At 63.9% G+C, this 23,291-nt stretch carries 23 protein-coding genes; 11 read left to right on the top strand and 12 right to left on the bottom strand.

The features are described from left to right. Nucleotides 1-3 precede the first annotated feature (3 nt). The 4 genes from KVP70_RS24725 to KVP70_RS24740 all read left to right on the top strand — a co-directional run bounded on the left by KVP70_RS24725 (nucleotide 4) and on the right by KVP70_RS24740 (nucleotide 3,528). Nucleotides 4-1,029, top strand: a complete 1,026-nt coding sequence (locus tag KVP70_RS24725; RefSeq protein ID WP_217945094.1) for an NADP-dependent oxidoreductase — start codon at nucleotides 4-6, stop codon at nucleotides 1,027-1,029. Next, complete coding sequence (locus tag KVP70_RS24730; RefSeq protein WP_217945095.1) at nucleotides 1,026-1,694, top strand: hypothetical protein; 669 nt, start codon at nucleotides 1,026-1,028, stop codon at nucleotides 1,692-1,694. Before KVP70_RS24725 ends, KVP70_RS24730 begins: the two co-directional genes overlap by 4 nt. 1 nt (nucleotide 1,695) lies before the next feature. Then, on the top strand, nucleotides 1,696-2,316 hold the full coding sequence (locus tag KVP70_RS24735) for a hypothetical protein (RefSeq protein WP_217945096.1): 621 nt from the start codon (nucleotides 1,696-1,698) through the stop codon (nucleotides 2,314-2,316). A 474-nt stretch (nucleotides 2,317-2,790) separates the two neighbouring features. Further along, the gene (locus tag KVP70_RS24740; protein ID WP_217945097.1) at nucleotides 2,791-3,528 is read left to right on the top strand and encodes a PEP-CTERM sorting domain-containing protein; all 738 of its coding nucleotides are present in this window, start codon (nucleotides 2,791-2,793) and stop codon (nucleotides 3,526-3,528) included. Between the two features lie 45 nt (nucleotides 3,529-3,573). Here KVP70_RS24740 and KVP70_RS24745 read toward each other — a convergent pair whose 3' ends face one another. The 4 genes from KVP70_RS24745 to KVP70_RS24760 form a co-directional block, all read right to left on the bottom strand. Then, nucleotides 3,574-6,264: a DNA topoisomerase III gene (locus KVP70_RS24745; protein WP_217945098.1), complete on the bottom strand. Its 2,691-nt coding sequence runs from the start codon at nucleotides 6,262-6,264 to the stop codon at nucleotides 3,574-3,576. Between the two features lie 257 nt (nucleotides 6,265-6,521). After that, a complete protein-coding gene (locus KVP70_RS24750) occupies nucleotides 6,522-6,986 on the bottom strand; it encodes a Smg family protein (RefSeq protein WP_026334984.1) in 465 nt (154 codons plus the stop codon). A 67-nt stretch (nucleotides 6,987-7,053) separates the two neighbouring features. Further along, the gene (gene dprA, locus KVP70_RS24755; RefSeq protein ID WP_217945099.1) at nucleotides 7,054-8,199 is read right to left on the bottom strand and encodes a DNA-processing protein DprA; all 1,146 of its coding nucleotides are present in this window, start codon (nucleotides 8,197-8,199) and stop codon (nucleotides 7,054-7,056) included. After that, entirely contained in the window at nucleotides 8,196-9,317 is a 1,122-nt protein-coding gene (locus KVP70_RS24760; protein WP_217945100.1) for a LysM peptidoglycan-binding domain-containing protein, read from the bottom strand. The genes dprA and KVP70_RS24760 overlap by 4 nt, the downstream gene beginning before the upstream one ends. A 257-nt stretch (nucleotides 9,318-9,574) precedes the next feature. Here KVP70_RS24760 and def point away from each other — a divergent pair, with 257 nt between their 5' ends. Next, nucleotides 9,575-10,117, top strand: a complete 543-nt coding sequence (gene def, locus KVP70_RS24765) for a peptide deformylase (RefSeq protein WP_217945101.1) — start codon at nucleotides 9,575-9,577, stop codon at nucleotides 10,115-10,117. An 18-nt stretch (nucleotides 10,118-10,135) separates the two neighbouring features. Then, nucleotides 10,136-11,092: a methionyl-tRNA formyltransferase gene (fmt, locus tag KVP70_RS24770; RefSeq protein WP_217945102.1), complete on the top strand. Its 957-nt coding sequence runs from the start codon at nucleotides 10,136-10,138 to the stop codon at nucleotides 11,090-11,092. Nucleotides 11,093-11,096: 4 nt separating this feature from the next. On the opposite strand, the gene KVP70_RS24775 is transcribed toward fmt, so the two are convergent. Next, nucleotides 11,097-12,023, bottom strand: a complete 927-nt coding sequence (locus KVP70_RS24775; RefSeq protein WP_217945103.1) for a LysR substrate-binding domain-containing protein — start codon at nucleotides 12,021-12,023, stop codon at nucleotides 11,097-11,099. A 105-nt stretch (nucleotides 12,024-12,128) separates the two neighbouring features. On the opposite strand from KVP70_RS24775, the gene KVP70_RS24780 reads away from it, so the two are divergent. Next, complete coding sequence (locus KVP70_RS24780) at nucleotides 12,129-12,950, top strand: CmcJ/NvfI family oxidoreductase (protein WP_217945104.1); 822 nt, start codon at nucleotides 12,129-12,131, stop codon at nucleotides 12,948-12,950. A 2-nt stretch (nucleotides 12,951-12,952) separates the two neighbouring features. Further along, complete coding sequence (locus KVP70_RS24785) at nucleotides 12,953-13,561, top strand: 2-hydroxychromene-2-carboxylate isomerase (protein ID WP_229225070.1); 609 nt, start codon at nucleotides 12,953-12,955, stop codon at nucleotides 13,559-13,561. On the opposite strand, the gene KVP70_RS24790 is transcribed toward KVP70_RS24785, so the two are convergent. Next, entirely contained in the window at nucleotides 13,524-13,904 is a 381-nt protein-coding gene (locus KVP70_RS24790) for a MerR family transcriptional regulator (protein ID WP_217945105.1), read from the bottom strand. The genes KVP70_RS24785 and KVP70_RS24790 overlap by 38 nt on opposite strands. A gap of 102 nt (nucleotides 13,905-14,006) precedes the next feature. Here KVP70_RS24790 and KVP70_RS24795 point away from each other — a divergent pair, with 102 nt between their 5' ends. Then, a complete protein-coding gene (locus KVP70_RS24795) occupies nucleotides 14,007-14,645 on the top strand; it encodes an NAD(P)H-dependent oxidoreductase (RefSeq protein WP_217945106.1) in 639 nt (212 codons plus the stop codon). Here the strand turns inward: KVP70_RS24795 and KVP70_RS24800 are convergent. Genes KVP70_RS24800 through KVP70_RS24810 form a run of 3 tightly spaced genes read right to left on the bottom strand, consistent with a single transcriptional unit; the run spans nucleotide 14,642 to nucleotide 16,733 of the window. Then, entirely contained in the window at nucleotides 14,642-15,574 is a 933-nt protein-coding gene (locus KVP70_RS24800; protein WP_217945107.1) for a DUF2145 domain-containing protein, read from the bottom strand. The genes KVP70_RS24795 and KVP70_RS24800 overlap by 4 nt on opposite strands. After that, entirely contained in the window at nucleotides 15,571-16,029 is a 459-nt protein-coding gene (locus tag KVP70_RS24805; protein ID WP_217945108.1) for a hypothetical protein, read from the bottom strand. Before KVP70_RS24805 ends, KVP70_RS24800 begins: the two co-directional genes overlap by 4 nt. Nucleotides 16,030-16,070: 41 nt before the next feature. Next, nucleotides 16,071-16,733, bottom strand: coding sequence for a DUF3313 domain-containing protein (locus KVP70_RS24810; protein WP_217945109.1), 663 nt, complete (start codon nucleotides 16,731-16,733; stop codon nucleotides 16,071-16,073). Between the two features lie 143 nt (nucleotides 16,734-16,876). Here KVP70_RS24810 and KVP70_RS24815 point away from each other — a divergent pair, with 143 nt between their 5' ends. After that, nucleotides 16,877-17,512 (top strand): TetR/AcrR family transcriptional regulator, encoded by a 636-nt coding sequence (locus tag KVP70_RS24815; protein ID WP_217945110.1) that lies wholly within the window; start codon nucleotides 16,877-16,879, stop codon nucleotides 17,510-17,512. Between the two features lie 17 nt (nucleotides 17,513-17,529). On the opposite strand, the gene KVP70_RS24820 is transcribed toward KVP70_RS24815, so the two are convergent. After that, the gene (locus KVP70_RS24820; protein WP_229225071.1) at nucleotides 17,530-17,727 is read right to left on the bottom strand and encodes a BrnA antitoxin family protein; all 198 of its coding nucleotides are present in this window, start codon (nucleotides 17,725-17,727) and stop codon (nucleotides 17,530-17,532) included. Nucleotides 17,728-17,844: 117 nt separating this feature from the next. After that, nucleotides 17,845-18,678 (bottom strand): glycosyltransferase, encoded by an 834-nt coding sequence (locus KVP70_RS24825; protein WP_217945111.1) that lies wholly within the window; start codon nucleotides 18,676-18,678, stop codon nucleotides 17,845-17,847. A gap of 241 nt (nucleotides 18,679-18,919) precedes the next feature. On the opposite strand from KVP70_RS24825, the gene metH reads away from it, so the two are divergent. Then, complete coding sequence (metH, locus tag KVP70_RS24830; RefSeq protein ID WP_217945180.1) at nucleotides 18,920-22,693, top strand: methionine synthase; 3,774 nt, start codon at nucleotides 18,920-18,922, stop codon at nucleotides 22,691-22,693. On the opposite strand, the gene KVP70_RS24835 is transcribed toward metH, so the two are convergent. Continuing rightward, nucleotides 22,642-23,280, bottom strand: coding sequence for a hypothetical protein (locus KVP70_RS24835; protein WP_217945112.1), 639 nt, complete (start codon nucleotides 23,278-23,280; stop codon nucleotides 22,642-22,644). The genes metH and KVP70_RS24835 overlap by 52 nt on opposite strands. Nucleotides 23,281-23,291: the final 11 nt, after the last annotated feature.

Below are 23,291 nucleotides of genomic sequence, written 5' to 3' on the forward strand. Positions count from 1 at the left end.
AGCATGACTACTCTCACCCAACAACAATGGATCTACCGCCGGCAACCGGTCGGCCAGATCACGGCCGAGCACTACGAGCTCGTTGAACAACAACTGTCGACCACGCTGGGCGACGGCGAGGCGCTGATCGAAGCGCGCTGGTTCAGCGTCGATCCATATATGCGCATCGGCCAGTCCAGCAAACCGACCTACGACACCGAGCCGCATCCGCTCAACACCGTGCAGCAGGGCGCGGTGGTGGCGCAGGTGCTGGCGTCGAACGCGCCCGGCTTCGCCGTCGGCGACTGGGTGCAGAGCTACACCGGCTGGCAGACGCATGCGCGCGTCCACGCCAGCGGCCTGAAGCGCATCGATCCGGAGCTGGCGCCAGTGACCACCGCGCTCGGCGTGCTGGGCATGCCGGGCCGCACCGCGTGGTTCGGCCTGACGGAATCGGGCAAGCCGCATGCGGGCGAGGTGGTGGTGGTGTCCGGCGCGGCCGGCGCGGTGGGATCGCTGGTGGTGCAGTTCGCCAAGCGCCACGGCGCGCGCGTGCTGGGCATCGCCGGCGGCGCGGCCAAGTGCGACTGGCTGCGCAATGTGCTGGACGCGGACTGGGCCATCGACTACAAGGCCTACGCCGACGCCGACACGCTGGGTGCGGAAATCAAGCGGCTCACCGGCGGCGTCGACGTGTATTTCGACAACGTCGGCGGCATGGTGACCGATGCCATCATCCCCCTCATCAACCGCCGCGCACGCATCGTCATCTGCGGCCAGATCAGCCAGTACAGCGGCGGCCTGGAGACGCCGGAACTGGGGCCGCGCCTGCTGCACCACATGCTGTACCAGCGCGCCACCATCCAGGGCATGCTGGCGCGCGACTACCTGCACCGCATGGACGAGATGATCCACATCGTCGCGCCGTGGGTGAAGGCGGGCGAGATCGTGTTCGAGGAAACGGTGATCGACGGCTTCGCGCAATTGCCGGCAGCGCTCAATTCGCTGTTCACCGGCGAGCACCGCGGCAAGCTGCTGGTGAAGGCGTGAGGTCCGCGCTGCTAGCGCTGGCCTTGATCGCCGGCGGCGCCGACGCGGCCGACGCCAGCTACGGCGAACACGGCATGGCGCTGTTCGGCGGCAAGGAAGGGCTGTACGCGTCGCACCTGCCGATGTTCCATGCACCGCACGACTATCAGGTGATCCTGCAAGTGCACCTGGCCGATCCCGCCACCGACGCCGCGCTGCGCCGTCGCCTCGACGGCAAGACCGCGCTGTGGACCATCGCGCCGGAAAAGTTCGAACTGTCGCGCCTGGCGCCAGCGAGCGCCGCGCCACTGCGGCAGTTCAAGGCCGACCTGGTGCTGGGACATTTCGAACAAGGCGGCAAGACGCAGTTCGCCGCCGCTAATGTCGTGGTCGACAAGGTGCTGATGTACCGCCAGTTGTCGCCGGCGCAGAAGGCCAGCGCCGACGCCAGCTACGTGCAGATCGGCGGCGGCAAACAGCGCTACCTGGTCAAGCGGATCGACAGCCGGCCGGATTACGATCACATCGTCTCCTACGCGGCGGCCGGCGGCGCATCGACGGCCACCGTCACGCTGAACAAGCAAGCCTTGCAGCCGCCGGACGCGCAAGCGCTGGCCACCGCGCTGCATGTGCCCACCGGCGCGATTCATGGTACGGTCTATTTTTACACCGACGATTTGAAGTGACATGGTTCCAGCAGAATACCAAGGCCTGTGGCGCCGCAGCGGCATCTGGCGCAGCAACGGCAGCAGCGATCTGAGCACGCAAGTGTGGTGGTTCCAGGCGCAGCGCTACCACATCGACCTGCGCATTCCCGTCGACCGCATCGGCATCAACGGCTTCGCCGGCGATACCGTGGTGGAGGGCGAGCGCTGCACCTGGCATCCCGCCATCGCCTACCCCGCCCTCAGCAGCGAGCTCGACGCCGGCTGGATGCGCTTCGACGATGCCGACCACGTCCACGAAACCGGCCTCGACAACAGTTACGAGGAAGACTGGTATCGCGAGCCCAGCGGCCCTATGCACGGCTTGCGGCTGGAAGATCCGCACAGCGACCAGCTGGCCTATCTGCTGATCAGCGACGACTGGCTGGCCTGGGCCTGCGGCAGCCCAAGCGGCGCTTGCGAGATCACAGTCTATCGACTTGAACAGCAGCAATGGATCGCCATCGGCAGCAATCTGACCGCCACTACGCAGGCGATCACGCTGAGCAAGAAAGACGTGCTGCAATGGCAAGCGAATGACCTGGTCGAGGTGCCAACGAAGCCAGGCACGACCTGGCGCGTCTCAGCCGAGGGTCAAGTCTGACATTCGGACACGAGCTCGGCCACAAACGGCAAACTACGGCACAGCCCGTGTCCGAATGTCAGACTTGACCCCCGTAATAAAAACGGGACCATCAAGGTCCCGTTTTTATTGGCTCCGCTGAATTTACTCAGCGGTGGCGGCAGCTTTCTTAGGCGCTGCTTTTTTGGCTGGCGCTTTCTTGGCCGCCGGCTTCTTGGCTGCCGCCGCCTTGGCCGGAGCCTTGGCTGCCGCGGCCCGGACGGCACCTGCGAGATCACCATCTACCGGCGCGAACAGGAGTAATGGATCGCTATCGCCGCCAACCTGGCCATAACCATGCCCGCGCGCGCATCGCGACGTCATCCCCGGCGCCGTCTACTTCGCCACCGGCGATCTGCAATAATCAATACCAAAAGGAAAATATTTTTGACAACTAGATAATATTATGCAATATTGCGTGCCGTTATTGCAATCAAAATAGTCTAGGGATGTCACATGAATTGGAAAAAAATCGTCAGTCTTGCAAGTTTTTGTTTGTTGGCCGCTGCTGCGCCGACAAGTCATGCTGAGAGTATCGCTAACGCCCAGCTAAGTGGGTTTACCTACACGCTCATCGATCTTAATCCTGGCGATGGAATCGCCCCCAGCCTGACGTTAACCAATCCTTCGTATTGGATCGCAGCCGCCGCGTACCCAGACTCGTCTGGGCACCCTAATCCGGTAGACATTATTAACCACCCCGGTGGAGCCTCCGTCACTGACAGCACCGGCGGCGCCACCTCCCTTTACGTCGACACTCTCGCGTTTTCCTTTACCCATGTAAGCGGGACATCGCCGCGATTTTCCGCCGATACCACAGTTCAATGGGACTTCGCGCTGACACCGCACACTGCAGCAGTCATCATGGGTTACGGCAGCATTTTCTCACAACAAACATCGGATGCTGTGGTCAACGCATACGCCGCGGTCTTTGCTTCGTACAAGACAAATCCAGCCGACCTGTATGAAACCTATCTTGACGATAGCCTTTATTCATACCGTGGCCCGCAACAAAGCAAGGTCCTCAATATAACAGTCGTCGCTGGGAATGCCGAACTGGATGGCCGGCTCGGTTTTGCTACAAGCACATCTGGCCAAGGCTTCGCAGCGCCGGTGCCGGAGCCTGAAACTTATGCCATGTTCCTGGGCGGTCTGGTAGTCGTCGCTTTCGCAAGGCGTCGGTCGAAGGCATAAAAAAACAGGACCATCAAGGTCCCGTTTTTAGTGGCTCCGCTGAATTTACTCAGCGGTGGCGGCAGTTTTCTTAGGCGCTGCTTTTTTGGCTGGCGCTTTCTTGGCCGCCGGCTTCTTGGCTGCCGCCGCCTTGGCCGGAGCCTTGGCTGCGGCGGCCTTCTTGGCCGGAGCTTTCTTCGCCGGCGCCGCGTCTTCCGCCGCACCGTCCGCGCCCTCGTCCGCTACCTTGGCCGCTTTGCCTTTGGCCGGAGCCTTGGCCTTGCGCTCTTCGAACTCGAAGCTGATCTTGCCGTCCTTGCCCTTGGTCAGGAAAGCCTTGAACGGACGACGCGTGCGCTGCGAGACAAAGCCCGGCAGCAGGTCGGTCTTGCCGTCATTCAGCAGCTTGACCATCTGCTCCGGCAAGATCTCCTGTTGCAGGATGATGCGGCCGCTGCGGAAGTCGCAAGTCTTCGGCTTGGCGACGCTGTTTTCGCACACATACGCCAGACCCATCTCGTACACGCCGCCGGCGCACTTCGGGCACGGGCCCAAGGCGGTCTGGCCGGTGAAGTCGACCGGCTCGGCATCTTCCGAATCGTCGTTCTGGCCGAAGTCGAACTCCAGCTTGAAGTTCTTGATCTCTTCGTCGCGCACGATGCGCAGGATGGCCGCGAACGGACGTCCCATCTTCGAGCGGAAACCTTGCAGCGGGCCGATGGTGCGGTCCTTCAGCAACTGCTCCACTTCCTCGATCTCGAACTGGCGGCTGCCCGGCGTTTTGCTCATCGAGAATTCGCACTTGGTGCAGGCGAAGCGGCGATAGTTTTCCTTGACCACGCTGCCGCAGTTCGGGCACGGCGTGTGCAGGGTGTGGTAATCACCCGGGATCGTATCGTTGTCGTATTCCTTGGCGCGCTTGACGATGATCTGCGTCATCTGGGCGATCTCACGCATGAACTCCTCACGCGAGATCTTGCCCTTTTCCATCTGCGACAGCTTGTATTCCCACTCGCCGGTCAGTTCCGGCGCGGTCAGTTCGTTCACGCCCAGGCCGCGCAGCAAGGTCATCAGCTGGAACGCTTTCGCGGTCGGCATCAGTTCGCGGCCTTCGCGCAGCAGGTAGCGCTCGGTCAGCAGGCCCTCGATGGTGGCGGCGCGCGTCGCTGGCGTGCCCAGGCCCTTGCCGGCCATCGCATCGCGCAGTTCGTCGTCCTCGACCAGCTTGCCCGCGCCTTCCATGGCCGACAGCAGCGTCGCTTCCGTGTAGCGTGCGGGCGGCTTGGTGACCAGGCCGTTGGCGTTGACCGTGTCGGTCAGCACCTTCTCGCCCTTGACCACCGGCACCAGGTTGCCGTTGGCGTTGCCTTCCTTGTCATCGTCGGTCGACGCTTCCTTGCCGTAGATCGCCAGCCAGCCCGGATTGGTCATGACCTTGCCTTCAGTCTTGAACTGATGGCCGGACACTTCGGTGTAGCGGGTGGTGACCTGGAACTCGGCAGGCGGGAAGAACACGGCCATGAAGCGGCGCGTGACCAGGTCGTACAGCTTCTGTTCCGGCTCGGACAAATTCTTCGGCGCGATGGTGGTCGGAATGATCGCGAAGTGATCCGAGATCTTGGTGTTGTCGAAGATGCGCTTGTTCGGCTTGACCCACTTCTTGTCCAGGATCTGCTTGGCGAACTGGTGGTAGTTCGGGTTTTCCTTGACCACTTCCAGCGCCTGCATCACGGTCGGAATGTAATCTTCCGGCAGGTGGCGCGAATCGGTACGCGGGTAGGTCAGCGCCTTGTGCTTTTCGTACAAGGCCTGCGCCAGGCCCAGCGTGTTCTTGGCCGAGAAACCGAAGCGCGAGTTGGCTTCGCGCTGCAGGCTGGTCAGGTCGAACAGCGCGGGCGCCATCGACGTGGTCGGCTTCGATTCTTCGGTGACGGCGCCCTGCTTGCCGCGCACGGCCAGCGCGATGGAGTCGGCCGCGGCCTTGCTCCACAGGCGCTCGGCGCGTTTTTCAGGGTCGCTCTCGTCCTTCTTGAACTTGGTGTCGAGCCAGCGGCCTTCGTAGATGCCGGCCGCGCAGACGAACTCGGCGCGCACTTCCCAGAAGTCGCGCGAGACGAATTTCTTGATCTTCTCTTCCCGCTCGACCACGATCGACAGCGTCGGCGTCTGCACGCGGCCCACGGTGGTCAGGTAGAAGCCGCCCTCTTTCGAGTTGAACGCGGTCATCGCGCGGGTGCCGTTGATGCCGATCAGCCAGTCCGCCTCCGAGCGGCACCGGGCGGCGTCGGCCAGCGGCATCATGTCTTCGTCGCTGCGCAACTGGGTGAAGCCTTCGCGGATCGCGCCGGGCGTCATCGATTGCAGCCACAGGCGCTTGACCGGCTGCTTGGCCTTGGCGTTCTGCGCGATCAAACGGAAAATCAACTCGCCTTCGCGGCCCGCGTCACATGCGTTGATCAGGGTGGTGACGTCTTTGCGCTTGATCAGCTTGTTGAGCACCTTGAGGCGCGCCTCGGTCTTGGCGATCGGGTTCAGCGCGAAGTATGGCGGAATCATCGGCAGGTGGGCGAAGCTCCACTTGCCGCGCTTGACATCGTGTTCTTCCGGTACGGCGATTTCCAGCAGGTGACCGACGGCGGAGGACAGCACGTACTCGTCGGATTCAAAGTACTCATCGTGCTTGGTAAAGCCGCCAAGCGTCTTCGCGATGTCGTTCGCGACAGAAGGCTTCTCGGCGATGATGAGGGTTTTGGTCATATTTTGTATCTCGTTTTTTAACACTTGGGATGGGTGCAGCATGCGCATCATACATGGATCGTGTCGCAGTCTGCACTGTTGCGATGCGGATGGCAAGGCCGAGGCGTCACAGTCTTGTCAAAGCGCCAATGATAAGCGCGTTGCCGGCCAGACTGCAAGCAAACAGCGCCGTGCAGCGGCAATACGGCGTATCGCCCGGCCGATTGTTGCTTAAATCATTACGTTATGGGGACTGCAGGCCGCCGCGGCGGTCTATATTAGTGCAGCAGGCGGGGCGCCTGGTCCTCGTCGGACCCAAACAGGTCGTCGAACATCAACGCGTCCGGCTCCTTGCCTTGGCTCCAGAGCAACATCAGGACGATGACCTTGAGCTTGCCCAGCGATACCGGCGCCTCTTCCAGCGCCAGCGCGCGCTCGATGACGATTTCGCGCTGCAACGGCGACAGCACCTTGGCCGACTCCAGGAACTGGATGAAGCCGATCGCGGCCGAACCCAGCACGTCCTGCTCTTCTTCCACGTAGAAACGGGTGCCGGTGGAGGACGCGGTCAGGGTGTGCTCCACCCCGGCCATGGCGTTCAGGTCGGTCAGCCAGACCAGCGCCTCGGATATCTCGACATCGTCAAAACCGACAGCCGACAGTTTCTTGGCCAATGCCGCCGGTTCAGGGCAGGCATCGGGACGATAATAAGTCTCGTAGAGATAAACAAGGATGTCGAACATGGCTCTACTCTATCAGTTAAAACAGATCGCGCACAAGTGCCGGACGGTTCGCCTTTTCTTCCCACCATCATGCGCGCAAACGCTGAAACATGCCGCCTGGCAAACGTTCGACCAGGCCGGCCAGCTCCAGCGCCAGCAACTGCCCCTGCAAGTCGGCGGCGGACTGGTTCAGCCGCAGCGCCAGCAGGTCGGCGCCGGCCGGATGTTCGCCCAGCGCCTCCAGCACGCGGTCGACAAAGCTGTCGTCCAGCGGTGGCCGCGTGCCGCGCGCGCCGGGCTTGAGTAGTTTGAGGTCGATCAATATATCGGCCGCCGTCTCGACCAGCTTGGCGCCGCTCTCGCGTATCAGCGCATGGCAGCCCTTGGCCAGCGTGGCGTGGATCGAACCGGGAATCGCATACAGCTCCTTGCCCTGGTCGATCGCCAGCTTGGCCGTGATCAGGGAGCCGGACTTGGCGGCCGCCTCCACCACCAGCACGCCGCGCGCCAGGCCGCTGATGACGCGGTTACGGCGCGGAAAGTTGTCGCGCAGCGGCGGCGTGCCCAGCGCGTATTCGCTGACGATGCAGCCCTCCTCGGCGATGCGGCGCGCCAATTCCTTGTTGCGGGCGGGATAGATCCGGTCGGGACCGGTGCCGATCACGGCGATCGTGCTGCCCGGTCCGTTCAGGCCGCCGGCGTGCGCGGCCGCGTCGATCCCCAGCGCCAGCCCGGAGATGATGGTCAGGCCGGCCTCGGACAAGGCCTGCGCCATGCGGTCGGCGTTCAGCATGCCCTGGGCGCTGGCATTGCGCGCGCCCACCACGGCCAGCGACGGCCGCCCCAGCAATTCAGCCCGGCCCTTCAGGTACAGCAGCAGCGGCGCGGCGGCGATATGGCGCAGCGCCCCGGGATAATCGGGATGGTCGTAGCTCAGCAGGTGGTTGCCGGGCTGCTGCAGCCAGGCCAGCGTGGCGTCGACCAGCGCCGCCAGCCCGTCCGGCGGCGCCTGCAGCAGCGCATCGGCCTGCTCGGGCTTGACCTCGTCCAGCAGCGCGCCGCGGCCGGCGCCGAAGATCGCCTCGGGCGTGACGAAGCGCTCCAGCAGCCGGTGCGCCGTGCCCAGGCCGACGCCATCCGTCATCTCCAGACGCAGCCAGCCCGAGAGCGCGGCGGCGCTGACGGGCTGGAACGTGGCGGCAGGGGTATCCGTGGCTTGCACGGCGCGGGTCACTCCGGCGACTTGGCGACGTCGCCCACTTCCACCGGCGCCGACACCTGCATGATCAAGCCGTAGGAAATATGCTTAAACACGCGGAAGATAAACAAGCTGCCCACTTCCTCGTCCGGCAGCTTGACCTGCTGTTCGCGCATGCCCAGCCAGCTTTTCGCCGCCGTGCCATCGCTGACAGTCTTCCCCGCATGGTACAGCTGCAGCACGGAGCCGATGTCGAGTCCATCAAGCTTTCCGCGATTAATGCTGACAACCTGGTTCTGGCCGGCGTGCGTGACGCCGCCGTAAATCGCCACCACCCGCGCCCCCACCTTCTGCTCGGGCGGATGCGGCACGTAGTTTTGCATCGGCATCGGCGGAATCGCGCGCAGCTGATCGCCCTTGCCCATCTCCTCCTTGGCGCTGGCGACCACGAAGGTGTGGACGTCGCTGCCGGCGCCGGGGCTGGCTTCGGTCTGCAATTTCAGCGTGCCGAGGTAGAACGCCTCGTAGCCGATGACGGCCTTGGTGATCGGGTCTTTCAGCGGATTGCCGGGACGGAACACCTGGAACGAGCTGCCGCCCTTCAGGTCGCCGCGCACATAAGCCTTGTCGTCCTTGCCCAGGAACACGTGGCCGTCCTGCGTGGCCACCACGCGCGGCGCACCGGCCAGCTCATCGTTTTCGATGATCAGCGGCTGGGTCAGGAAGGGTTCGATCACGCCGGCCGGGATCGACGTCACCGCATCCTTGCCCAGGCCCTCGGTGCGCAATTGCGGCTTCAGGCGCAGGTTGGAGGCGCTGTTGCTGCCGTCGTTGCTGGCGTCGATCTTGTTGCCCAGCCGCAGGCGGCCGGCGGCGCGGTCGAACCAGATGATCTGGCCCGGGTAGATCCAGTGCGGATTGGCGATTTCCTCGCGGTTCATGCCCCAGACGGTGGGCCAGCACCAGGGCCGTTCAAGGAATTTACCGGAAATATCCCACAGCGTATCGCCCTTGACCACCAGGTGCTGGTCCGGCGCATCGGCGCGAAACTCGCATTTGAGGGGGGGCGCCGAGCCCTCGGCGGAAGCAGCCGTCAAGCCAGAAAAAAGAGCCGCCAATACTAAGCGGGTGCCGACTGTGCTAAAATTTTTCATTAGTAGATCCAGTAAATGCGCCATAAATTGCGCAGGCACACGATAGCAAGAAGCGCCCCATCAACGGAAAAGGCTTGCTAAATTGAATCAAATTCTGCCCATAAAACCCTGAACTAGCAAGAGAAACCGCGCAATGACAGCCCGCGCGGTTGTTGCATTTTTGATCGGGAAAATGACGGCGGCGACGCCCTCGACGCGGCGCGCGTTATCAAGGCACTCACTTAGTTTTCACATAGTTATCAACACAGTTACTGCATATGGCCCTCTTAAATATTTTGCGTTACCCCGATCCGCGTCTGCATAAAGTCGCCACCCCAGTCACCGTCTTCGACGCCAAACTGGAACAACTGGTCGCCGACATGGCCGCGACCATGTACGAAGCGCCGGGCATCGGCCTGGCCGCGTCGCAGGTCGACGTCCACGAACAACTGGTCGTGATCGACATCTCCGAGACCAAGGATGGTCTGGTCGCCTACATCAATCCGGAGATCATCTGGGCCAGCGAAGAGAAGCAGGTCTACGACGAAGGCTGCCTGTCGGTGCCGGGCATTTACGACGGCGTCGAACGCCACTCGCAGATCAAGGTGCGCGCGCTGGACGTCAAGGGCCAGCCGTTCGAAGTGGAAGCCGACGGCCTGCTGGCGGTCTGCATCCAGCACGAAATGGATCACCTGCTGGGCAAGGTCTTCGTCGAATACCTGTCGCCGCTGAAGCGCAACCGCATCAAGGCCAAGCTCGTCAAGGAAGAGCGCGGCATGGCGCGCGAAGCCCAGCTGCGCGCCGCCGGCCGCCGTTTCTAAGCCGCACAAGGATCACGCATGAAAGTCATCTTCGCCGGCACGCCGGAATTCGCCGCGGTAGCACTGCAAGCCTTGCACGAGGCGGGCTTCGAGATTCCGCTGGTGCTGACCCAGCCGGACCGCCCGGCCGGACGCGGCATGCATCTGCAGCCATCGGCCGTCAAACAGTACGCGCTGGCGCAAGGCATCGAGGTGCTGCAGCCGCTGTCGCTGCGCACCGACAGCAAGGACCCGGTGCGCGCCGAGCAGGCGAAGGAAGCGCATGCGCGTTTGCTGTCCACGCCGTATGACGTGATGGTGGTGGCGGCCTATGGCCTGATCCTGCCGCGCGCCACGCTGGACATCAAGCCCTGCCTGAACATCCACGGTTCGCTGCTGCCGCGCTGGCGCGGCGCCGCGCCCATCCACCGCGCCATCGAGGCCGGCGACAGCGAGACCGGCATCACCGTCATGGAGATGGAGGAAGGCCTGGACACCGGCCCGATGCTGCTGATCGAACGCATCGCCATCGGCGAGCAGGACACCACCGGCATGGTGCACGACAAGCTGGCCGCGCTGGGCGGCAAGATGATCGTCGAAGCGCTCAACAAGATGAAGCACGGCCAGCTGGAAGCTGTGCCGCAGCCGGAAGCGGGCGTGTGCTACGCCGCCAAGATCAGCAAGGAAGAAGCTGCGCTGGACTTCACGCAGTCGGCGCTGGAGATCAGCCGCAAGATCCGCGCCTTCAATCCCTTCCCCGGCGCGCATGGCGCGGTCAACGGCGTCAACGTCAAGCTGTGGGGCGCCGAAGTGCTGGAAGCCGACAGCAAGGCGCCGGCCGGCCAGGTGTTGGCGGCCGATGCGCAGCATGGCATCGTGGTCTCCTGCGGCAGCGGCTCGCTGCGCCTGACGGAACTGCAAAAACCGGGCGGCAAGCGCCTGCCGGCGGCGGAGTTCATCAAAGGCTTCCCGCTCGAAGGCTTGAGCTTCGCCTGATGGCCTAACGGACGCGCGGCCTGGCCCTGGCCTTGCTGCGCGCCGCTTCCTTTTGTATCCAATCCCGTACCACGACCGCATCCGCGCTAAGCGCGCTGTGGGCGATCAGCCAGTACGCGTAGTCGCTGGCCGTCGCCGGTAGCGCGCTGGCCAGCGCCAGCTTGCCCTGCTCCAGCAAGGGCCGCACCAATTCCAGCCGGCCCAGCGCCACGCCCTGCCCCGCCAACGCCGCCTGCACCACCTGATCGTACTGATTGAAGCGCAGTACCCCCTTCGGCTTGACGCGCCCAGCACCGGCGCCGCGCAACCACGCCGGCCATTGCAGCCACGGGCGCGACACGTCGTCAAACTCCAGCAGCACCTGTCGCCGCAACTGCGCCGCATCCTCGATCGCCGCCACCGCCAACGTAGGATGCGCCACCGGCACCAGCGCCTCGTCGAACAGGCGCAGCGCACCTTCGGGCGCATCCTGCGGCCGGCAATAGCGCAGCGACAAATCCACCTGCTCACGCTCCAGGTCGACGAAGCGGTTGCTGGCCGCCACGCGCACATCGATCTGCGGCGCGGCATGCTGGAAGGCGTTCAAGCGAGGCAGTATCCACAAGGCGGTCACGCCGATACTGGCGCTGATGGTCACCGCCTGGCGCGCATCGCCGGGCCGCAAACTGGCGACCACTTCGCCCAATTGCTCCAGCATCGCATCGGCATGGCGGAACAGCCGCCGCCCCTCGGCAGTGAACTCGATGGAGCGATGGCCGCGCACCAGCACGCGATACCCCAGCGTGGCCTCCAGCGCCTGTATCTGGCGGCTGAGGGCCGATTGCGTCACACACATGTCCTGCGCGGCAAGCGTGATACTCATGCGCCGGCCGACTGCGACGAGGCTGCGCAGCAAGTCCAGCGGCGGAAGATCCAGAAGACGATTAACCATGCCACGAATGTATCACGCATGCGCGATAGGAATGCGAAAGCGCCAGGAATATCGTTTGAGCGCGGCGTGGCGATCGGATTCAATGGAGCTTTCAAGGAGGATGCGATGACACACACCACCACCGCCACGCTGGAGTACCTGCGGCCGACATCGGACCGGCCATACACCTACATGTACCCGCCGCCGGACGGCCGGCCGTGGCAGAACGCCAGCTATCAGCGCATGCCGGTGACGATACGCGACGCCCGCGCCGACACACACCTGTCGCTGGACCGCGAAGGCTACCTGCTGCGCCAAGCTCCCACCGCCGTGCACGATTTCACGGACAAGGAAGAAGTCGTGCGGCTCTACTATCCCGAAGTCGCCGAGCTGGCCCTGGCGCTGACCGGCGCCAGTGTAGCCTTCGTGTTCGACCACCTGGTGCGCAAGCGCGTGCCCGGCTCGCCGCAAGCCTTCGGCCGCATCGAAGGCCAGCGTCCCGGCGCGGCGGGCCGCGTGCATTGCGACTTCACGCCAGCATCGGCGCGGCGCAGACTGGAGCTGGAGCTGCAGGGCGACACGGTTCAGGTCCAGCGCTACAGCATCATCAACCTGTGGCGCTCGATCCGCCACCCGGTGCTCGACGCGCCGCTGGCCGTGTGCGACGCCCGCAGCGCCACGCCCGCCGACCTGGTGGCCAGTGATATTTTTTATCCCGAGCGGAACGGCGAAATCTACCAGGCGGTGCACAATACGGATCACGCATGGTCGTACTTCCCGGCGATGACGCGCGACGAGGTACTGGTGTTCAAGCAGTTCGATTCCGCGCCCGGGCCGGTGGCCAGGTACACGCCGCACGCCGCCTTCGAACACGCCGACGCGCCGCCCGATGCAGCGCTACGGGAAAGCATCGAAATCCGCTGCCTGCTGATCTACAAGGGGAGATAGAAATGACGATGGAATTCTGGATCGACTTCGCCAGCAACTACAGCTACCTGAGCGTGATGCGCATCCGCCAGCTGGCGCCGGACGGCGTGGTGTGGCGGCCCTTCCTGCTCGGCCCCATCTTCAAGGACGCCGGCTGGAACAACTCGCCCTTCGTGCTGCAAAAGGACAAAGGCGCCTACGTATGGCAGGACATGCCGCGCCAGTGCGCCAAGTACGACCTGCCGTGGCGGCAGCCGTCCACCTTCCCGCGCAACTCGCTGCTGGCGGCGCGCATCGGCATCCTGTGCGAGGAGCAGCCGTGGATGACCGACTTCTGCGAACGCACCATGCTGGCCAACTTCGCCGAGGACCGCGACATCGCCAGCGAACCATGCATGACGGAGATATTGTCCGCGCTGGGCCAGGACGCCAACGCCATCCTGCGCGCCGCGCAAACAGACGAGAACAAGGCCAGGCTGCGCGAACGCACCGTACAGGCCAAGGCGCGCCACATCTTCGGCGCGCCCACCTTCCTGGTCGGCGACGCCCTGTTCTGGGGGAACGACCGGCTGGACGACGCGTTGGCGATGGCGCTCAGTTCACCGCAGGCTCCGCGCAAAACGGCCGGCTGATACTCTCGTCCAGCAGGATGGCGCGCAGCGCCAGCAGCTCCCGTTGCTGGCTCGCCAGCGTCTCCTGCTGCTCCTCGACTTCACGCAGACGGGTTTCGGTACGCTCCAGTATCTCCGTTTTCAGGCATTGGCCGTTGGCGCCAAACATGCCCCGGATGACATCAAGCGAAAATCCCAGGCGCTTCGACACCTGGATCACGTGCAGCCGCTCCATTGCATAGTTGGAGTATTCGCGATAACCAGCGGCGGTGCGCGAAACCGGCGACAGCAACCCCTGCTCCTCGTAAAACCGGATGGTGGACGGGGTCAAGCCCGTTTTACGGGCCAGTTCACCTATTTTCATTTTCTGTCTTGACTCTCAAGTTAGCTTGAAACTTATTATAGAACGGTACTCCAGAGCTTGCTAACTGGGGGCGCATTCACGATTTCACACTGGAGTTCACAAATGACCGATGTAATTGACAAACTGAACTGGCGCTACGCCACCAAGAAGTTCGATCCCACCAAGCAGGTAAGCGCCGAAAAACTGGAACACATCCTGGAAGCGATCCGCCTGGCGCCGACCTCCAGCGGCCTGCAGCCGTTCGAAGTGTTCGTCGTCACCAACCCGGACATCCGCGCCAAGATCCAGGCGGTCGGCTGGAACCAGGGGCAGATCAGCGAGAGTTCGCACCTGCTGGTGTTCGCGGCGTGGGACGACATCACCGCCGATCGCGTCAACATGATGTTCGACCTGACCAACGAGCAGCGCGGCTCCATCAACGAAGGCTGGGAAGCGTACCGCAAGCAGCTGCTGGGCATCGTCGCCGCGCGCGGCCAGCAGGGCAATTTCGACTCCGCCGCACGCCAGGCGTACATCGCGCTGGGCGTGGCCATGGTGGCCGCCGCGTTTGAAGGCGTCGACGCCACGCCGATGGAAGGCTTCGATCCGGCCGCCGTTGATGAAATCCTGTCGCTGAAGGAGCGCAAGCTGCGCAGCGTGGTGATGCTGCCGATCGGCTATCGCCAGCCGGAAGGCGACTGGCTGGTCAACCTCAAGAAGGTGCGTCGTTCGCGTCCCAACCTGATCACCGAAGTCGCTTAATCGCGTAGCGATACCACCTGGTCGCCCTCGCCCGGCTTGCAGCCAGCGGCGATGGGCGTCCAGCCGCGATGGATGACGATGCGCTCATCGTCGTGGCACAACTCGACGCGTTCGCTGGCCGGATAGCGCTGGTGCACGAAGGCCTCCACCGTGGACGGCAAGCTGACACGCAACTGCATGGCCGTGCGGTCCTGGTCCGGATGGTCGTCCAGATGCAGCAGCGGTACGAAGTGCGAAGCCAGCATCAGCAAGCGCGAGCCCACCTGCACCGGTTGCGGCGTGTAGCGCGCATCGCGCAGCCAGGTTTGCGCGCGTACGCGCAGATCGTCGCCATCGGCCAGATCGCCCCAGCCGGCGGCCAGCATCTCCATCACCCACTGATTGCAATTCTGGTAGCGCACGCTGAACGCGTAGGCGCTGGCGCTGTATTGGGACGCCAGCAGATGCTGCACGCGCGGCCCGTCGAGCAGCGCCGGGCGCAATGCGGCGATCGCCTCGTCCGGCAGGCGCACCACGGAAACATAGCCCAGCGCCGGATCGTCGGTGCCGAGCGCGAAGCCGGCCAGGCCCTGGTCGAAGATGCGGGGACGGCTTTCATCGCAGGCATAGTACAGCTGGCGCGCGGACCAGGCGCCGGTCTCCGAACGCCACGCCAGCGCCGCATGCGAATAGCGGATATCGAAGCGCGACAAGTCCAGGCCCGAGCGGCTGACCAGCGCCACGCCGTCGCCGACGCCGGCCAGCTCCTCGCGCAGTACGGCGGCAAAGCGCAGCAGGCGGTCTTGCTCGATGGCGGACAACGGCTCGCCGCGATCGCAAAAGCGCGAGGAGCCGGAGGATGCGGACGAGCCGGCGGCCTGCGCCGCCCCGGCCGCACCGAGCGCCGCGCAGGTCAACGCGACCAGCGCCAGCGCGCGGCCTGGCTTCAAAGGCTGACCGGACGCGAGGCCAGCTCGCCGTACCACTCGTCGGCCAGCACCAGGTAGAACGGCTGATGCGTATCGCCGCGGCCGAACTCGATGCCGTACACGCGGTTCTGCGCATACATCGCGTCGCCAATGGCGAGCTGCTGCTTGTCGAAGGTGGTCTGCGGCAGATCCAGCACGATGCGCTGGGCCGGATCATTGGCCTGCATCGTGATGCGGGTGCGGTCGCTGCGTTCCGGCGTGGCGGCGATCTGGATGATGCGGTACTCGCCGTCGGCGACCTTGCGCTTGTCGCCGCCCGAGCTGTTGCTCGAACCGTTGAGCGAATCGGAGATGCTGCCGCTGGAGGCGGAACCGGCGCTCGATGCCGACGAAGCGAAACTTTCGGCGTTGGCATGCAGGGCCAGGCCCAGCGCGCCGGCGGCGGCGATGAGGCGGAATGGGAGGGAAATAGGCATCGGGTATCCTCAGTTTTTTCAAACAGCAAGTATAGATGTTTTCAATTGAACGCGGCCAGCAACTCGTCCGCGCCGTTGCGAATGCCGGCCTTGGACGCATCCATCGGCCCCAGGCTGGCCGAGATATTCATCGGGCTGGGATACTGTTTGGCGACATACGCGCTCACCAGCAGGTTGGTGCTGGCATCATACAGCTCCACCGCATAGCTCACCGATCCGGTGAAGGTGCCCTCCTTGCCCCGTATGCTCTGCACGATGTTGTACGGGCCGCCGACCAGGTCGAAGCGCGTCACCGTGCTGAGGAAGCGCGTGCTCGACTTGGCGCCGGTCAGCGTCAGTTTCAGGCGCAGCGTTTTCCAACCGGCGTCCCTGCTGATATGCAAGCGGTTGCGCAGCTTGGATTCGAACTCGCCCTGCATGTAAGCGGCCAGCATGTCCTTCTGGTCATCGCTGACTTCCTCGAACTGGCTGTCCTGGCCGCGATAGACCAGCACCGGATCGATGATGATGCTCGAATAGTCGCGCAGCGTCACCGCCGTCGAATAGCTGAATGGAACGCGCCCGGACTTGTCGTCCGCGTTCGGGCGCAGGTGGGGCGCCGACGCCAGGCCGCCATAAGCGACCGGTTGGGTGCTGGCGCAACCGGCGATGGCGCCGCATAGCGCTAGCAGGATGGGAAACTGTAATTTGAGTGAGGAGTGCATGGCATGGCCTTATTTGTGAGGGAAGAAGCAACCGTTCAAGATTTCCATAACTGAACACACCAGTACAGTATTGAGTGATTAGCCACCACTGTCAAGCGTGTTTGCGCATAAAATGTACGGTAGGGTTCAGATATGGAGTAGCAATGAAGGTACGTACCGAGGCGCGCCGCCAAGCCATCATTGAGGCAGCCGACGCGCTGTTTCAGGAAGCCGGCTATGACGGCGCGTCGATGAATGAGGTGGCGAAGCGCTGGGGCGGATCGAAAGTCACGCTGTACGGCTACTTCCCGTCCAAGGAAGCACTGTTTGTAGCGGTCGTGCAATCCTGCGCCACCGGCCACCTGGCCGACGCGACGCGGGAACTGTCGACCGCGCCGATGAGCCGCGCCGGGCTGGAGTCGGCGCTGGAACACTTCGGCCAGCGGATGCTGGGCGTGCTGGCCAACGACAAGAGCGCGCTGGCGGTCTACCGCATGGTGGTGGCTGAAGCGGGCCGCTCCGATGTCGGCCAGCTGTTCTACGACGCCGGTCCGCGCACGTCGGTGGAGACGCTGGCGGCGGTGCTGTCTGGCGCCATGGAACGGGGCGACATCCGCCAGGCCGATCCCAAGGTCACCGCGCAGCAGTTCCTGTCGCTGCTGACGGCGGAAGTGGATGTGCGCCTATACCAGCGCGACCCGCCGCCGCTGTCGCCGCAGGAAATCCGGCAGGTGGTCAAGCGCGCCACCGACATGTTCTTCGCCGGCGCGACGCCTAGGCCGCTGGCAACTGGGAGTTAGTTGAGTTGCATGCCGGCTTAAGGCTTGTGCATGTGGCTACGCAGGAGCAAATTAATCCGCTGCTGATAGTCCGGGCCCTTACTTTTGAACCACTCATAGATATCGTGGTCCAAAAGTACCGTGTCTTTTTGCGTCAGCGGCGGCCGCATCTTGGCGTCCTTGCAAAACTCGTCATCAAGCTCGGGAATGTCGCTGAAATCAATAGCCTCGTTCATATCGTTTCTCCTCCGACGGCGACGACCTTCCAAGTATAGAACGCGCCGCGGCATGGCGCTCACCGAAGTGTGCGCGTAGCCACGGGGTGTTCACTTGCGATAGATCAGCGGTAAATCTTAGATGACCTGGGCTAGGTCCGAGCAAATCCGCGATTCGCGCGGCAGCACCAGGCGGCTGTGGCGTACTTGGCGGTTCCAGTCGTGATTGGCACGCTCTTTATCGGCGCAGTAGTAGCTGCGGCCGTGGTCCAGGTGCAGGCTGACCAGCGAATGCCGCGCCCGCACGCCGCGCACGCCGATGTGGTTCAGGCGCAAGCCCATGTTCAGGTCGCCTCCGCCGTAGGCCATCTGCTCGTCGAAGCCGCCCACGGCCAGCACATCGCCCCGCCAGGCGCAGCTGTTGGAGCCGCTGAAGGCATTGCGCTGGGTGAGCAGGTCCAGCGCGCGCGCCAGCCAGCGCTTGCGGGTGAGCCGGTAGGCGCTCTTGCAAAAAACCGGTATCGCGCTCAGGTAGCGGTGGTCGAACAGACTCTGGTCGCGCACCGCCTCCAGCAGGTCGTGGCGCTGGTGGTAGGCTTCCGGGATGCTGACATGGCTGCCGCCCGACAGGAAGATCCCCCGCCGCATCAGCCGCAAGAAGTTGGCCACATAATCATCGCGCGGGATGCAATCGCCGTCGGTGAACAGCAGCAGGTCGCCGCTGGCGGCAAGGATGGCGCGATTGAGCGCCCGGTACTTGCCGAAACCGCGCTGCTCCTGGTTCTGGTACAGCAGCGGGATGGTCCAGCCGCGCCGCCGCACCGCCTCCAGCGCGGCGCCGATCGCGGGATCGCGCCCGTCCTGCGCAATGATGACCTGGTCCGGCTTGCGGGTTTGCATGGCGTAGCCGGTCAGCACGTATTCGAGCTCGCGGCCCTTGCAGTGCGCGGAAATGATGACGGAGATTTTCATGCCTCATTCTCACGACACCATGTTGCAGGCGAATTGCGCACTGTAGCGCCAGCGTATCGTTGTGTGTCGTAAAGCTGCGCGCTGAAAAAACAGGCAAATTTGGCAGATTGTTGCTGCGCCGCGGCAGTCTGCTGAAGCAAGTTCCGTGATGCCGTATAATTTTAGACCGCCAGCAACTTCCAGCGCGCTCGTCCACGACCACAGAAAGTAACAAATGAATAACAACGTGTCCCGCCCCGTCATGTCCAAGACCGATGCCCAACTGCGCGAGATCCTTGCGCGCCGCATCATGATCCTCGACGGCGCGATGGGCACCATCATCCAGCAGTACAAGCTGGATGAAACCGCATACCGCGGCGGCCCCAACGGCCGATTCATCGACTTCGCCGCTCCGGTCGACTCCGGCGCGCGCGAGCTGTTCGTCAAGGGTAACAACGAGCTGCTGACGCTGACCCAGCCGCACGTGATCCAGGAGATCCACGAGCGCTACCTGGCCGGCGGCGCCGACCTGATCGAGACCAACACCTTCGGCGCCACCACCATCGCCCAGGACGACTATCACATGGGCCACCTGGCCTACGAGATGAACGTGCAAGCGGCCAAGCTGGCGCGCGCCGCCTGCGACAAGTACAGCAGCGCCGACAAGCCGCGCTTCGTCGCCGGCGCGCTCGGACCGACACCCAAGACCGCGTCGATCTCGCCGGACGTCAACGACCCGGCCGCCCGCAACATCACCTTCGACCAGCTGGTCGACGCCTACCACCAGCAGACCAAGGGCCTGATCGAAGGCGGCGTCGACGTGCTGCTGGTCGAGACCATCTTCGACACGCTGAACTGCAAGGCCGCGCTGTTCGCCATCGACAAATTCTACGAAGAGAACCCCGGCGTGCCGCGCCTGCCGCTGATGATCTCCGGCACCGTGACCGACGCCTCCGGCCGCATCCTGTCCGGCCAGACCGTGCCGGCCTTCTGGAACTCGGTGCGCCACGCCAGGCCGCTGACCATCGGCCTCAATTGCGCGCTGGGCGCGGCGCTGATGCGGCCTTACGCCGAAGAGCTGTCGCAGATCGCCGACACCTTCGTCTGCATCTACCCCAACGCCGGCCTGCCCAACCCGATGAGCGACACCGGCTTCGACGAGCTGCCGGCCGACACCTCGGCGCTGCTGAAGGAGTTCGCCGAGGCGGGCTTCATCAACATCGCCGGCGGCTGCTGCGGCACCACGCCGGACCACATCCAGGCCATAGCCTCAATCCTCGCCAAGGTCAAGCCGCGCGTGGTACCGCACGTGCCGGTGGCGCAGCGCCTGTCCGGCCTGGAGCCGTTCACCATCGACGACGACTCGCTGTTCGTCAACGTCGGCGAGCGCACCAACGTCACCGGCTCCAAGGCCTTCGCCCGCATGATCCTCAACGAGCAGTACGACGAAGCGCTCAGCGTGGCGCGCCAGCAGGTGGAAAACGGCGCCCAGGTCATCGACATCAACATGGACGAGGCGATGCTGGATTCGCAGGCGGCCATGACACGCTTCCTCAACCTGATCGCCTCCGAACCGGACATCTCGCGCGTGCCCATCATGATCGACTCGTCGAAATGGTCGGTGATCGAAGCGGGCCTGAAGTGCGTGCAGGGCAAGTCCATCGTCAACTCGATCTCGATGAAGGAAGGCGAAGAAGAATTCATCCGCCAGGCCAAGCTGTGCCGCAGCTACGGCGCCGCCGTCATCGTCATGGCCTTCGACGAAAAAGGCCAGGCCGACACCTTCGAGCGCAAGACCGAAATCTGCGAGCGCGCCTACAAGCTGCTGGTGAACACCGTCGGCTTCCCGCCGGAAGACATCATCTTCGACCCGAACATCTTCGCCATCGCCACCGGCATCGAAGAGCACAACAACTACGCGGTGGACTTCATCAACGCCACCCGCTGGATCAAGGACAACCTGCCGCACGCGAAGATCTCCGGCGGCGTCTCCAACGTTTCGTTCTCCTTCCGCGGCAACGATCCGGCGCGCGAGGCGATCCACACCGTGTTCCTGTACCACGCCATCAAGGCCGGCATGACCATGGGTATCGTCAACGCCGGCATGGTCGGCGTGTATGACGACCTGCCGGCCGAGCTGCGCGAACGCGTCGAAGACGTGGTGCTGAACCGCCGCGACGACGCCACCGAACGCATGATCGACATCGCCGGCACCTTGAAGGCCGGCGCCGGCAAGCAGGATGCGCAGAACCTCGAATGGCGCAACGCCCCGGTGGAGAAGCGCCTGGCGCACGCGCTGGTGCACGGCATCACCCAGTTCATCACCGACGACACCGAAGAGATGCGCCAGCAGGTGCTGGCCGCCAACGGCCGTCCGATCCACGTGATCGAAGGCCCGCTGATGGACGGCATGAACATCGTCGGCGACCTGTTCGGACAAGGGAAGATGTTCCTGCCGCAGGTGGTCAAGTCGGCGCGCGTGATGAAGCAGGCCGTGGCCCACCTGATCCCGTACATCGAGGAAGAGAAGAAGGCCGAGGAAGCGCGCACCGGCATCGTCGCCAAGCCGAAGGGCAAGATCGTCATCGCCACCGTCAAGGGCGACGTGCACGACATCGGCAAGAACATCGTCTCGGTGGTCCTGCAGTGTAATAACTTCGAAGTGGTGAACATGGGCGTGATGGTGCCCTGCTCCGAGATCCTGGCGCGCGCCAAGCTGGAAAACGCCGACATCATCGGCCTGTCCGGCCTGATCACGCCGTCGCTGGAAGAGATGGCCCACGTGGCCAAGGAAATGCAGCGCGACGAGCACTTCCGCATGCTGAAGATCCCGCTGCTGATCGGCGGCGCCACCACCAGCCGCGCCCACACCGCCGTCAAGATCGCCCACAACTACGAGGGTCCGGTGGTGTACGTGCCGGATGCGTCGCGTTCGGTGTCGGTGGCGCAGTCGCTGCTGACGCCCGAGAGCCGCCAGCAATACATCGACGACATCGCGCAGGACTACGTGCGCATCCGCGAGCAGCACGCCAACAAGAAGGCGCTGCCGATGCTGTCGCTGAAGGACGCGCGCGCCAACAAGATGGTGGTGCCGTTCACCGGCGCGGCCGCGCCGGTCAAGCCGAAGTTCATCGGCCGCCGCGAGTTCAAGAATGTCGACCTGGCGACCATCGCCAAGTACATCGACTGGGGTCCGTTCTTCCAGACCTGGGACCTGGCCGGTCCCTTCCCAGCCATCCTGACCGATGAAGTGGTCGGCGAAGCGGCGACCAAGGTGTATGCCGAAGGCCAGGCGCTGCTGAAAAAGCTGATCGACGGCCGCTGGCTGACCGCCAACGGCGTGGTATCCCTGCTGCCGGCCAACACGGTCAACGACGATGACATCGAGATCTACACCGACGACAGCCGCGACACCGTCGACTTCACCTACTACGGCCTGCGCCAGCAAGGCGTCAAGCCGGTGGTGGACGGCGTGCAGCGCCCGAACCAGTGCCTGGCCGACTTCATCGCGCCGAAAGAGTCGGGCGTCAAGGACTACATCGGCATGTTCGCCGTGACCGCCGGCCTGGGCATCGAGAAGTACGAGCAGCGCTTCGAGGATGCGCACGACGACTACTCGTCGATCATGCTGAAGTCACTGGCCGACCGCCTGGCCGAAGCCTTCGCCGAATACCTGCACGAGCGCGTGCGCACCGACCTGTGGGGCTACGCCACCGGCGAGGCGCTGAGCAACGACGACATGATCGCCGAGAAGTATGTCGGCATCCGTCCGGCGCCGGGCTATCCGGCCTGCCCGGAGCACACCGTCAAGCGCGAGATGTTCAACACCATGCAGGCCGAAGACATCGGCATGGTGCTGACGGAATCGTTTGCGATGTATCCTGGCGCGGCGGTGTCGGGCTTCTACTTCGCGCACCCGGAGTCAAAGTACTTCGTAGTCGGGAAGATCGGCGAGGATCAACTGAACGACATGGCCACCCGCCGTCAGGTGGACAAGGCCGACATGGAGCGCTGGCTGGCCCCTAACCTGTCCTGATCCGACGCAGCGCCGGCGGCGCTCGCCGCCGGCTGCCCCAGCAGCGTGGAGTCCGGCGGCAGGCTGGCCTGGAACAACTTCAGGGCCTCCGCCGTCAGCGCCACAAAGGCGTTCTGATGGGCCAGCAACTGCTGCGTCATCCACTGCCAGCCTTCGTCGGTTTCATGCAGCCACACCGTGCCGTCCGGGAAGGCGTCCGGTATCGCGTCCGGCGGCGCCTGCACGGCGATGCGGCTGTGCGGCCCCCACAGGAAGGCGGGTGGCAGCTCGCGCTGCCACCCGTAGCCGTTCTTGACCGCATAAGTGTGGTTGTGGCGGAAGGTCAGGTCGACCACCTCGCGCTCGGCGATCAAGTCGTCAGCCGATTCAATCCAGCAGTGATACGCCCCGCCAGCAGGATTGGCGAAGGCGTCGTTGTCCATCATGCGCATCAACTGGCCGCCGCCACAATCGACGGCCGCCAGACCCGCCACCGGCCGGTACACCCGGCCCAGCACGATGCTGATCAGGTTGGAGCCGACGATGGCGTACACATGGCACAGCGAACAATATTGTTCGGGATAATACTGGCGGACGACCTGATTCACACAGTGTGCGA

The sequence above is a fragment of the Duganella violaceipulchra genome, assembly GCF_019166075.1.
Lineage (GTDB): Bacteria > Pseudomonadota > Gammaproteobacteria > Burkholderiales > Burkholderiaceae_D > Rugamonas > Rugamonas violaceipulchra.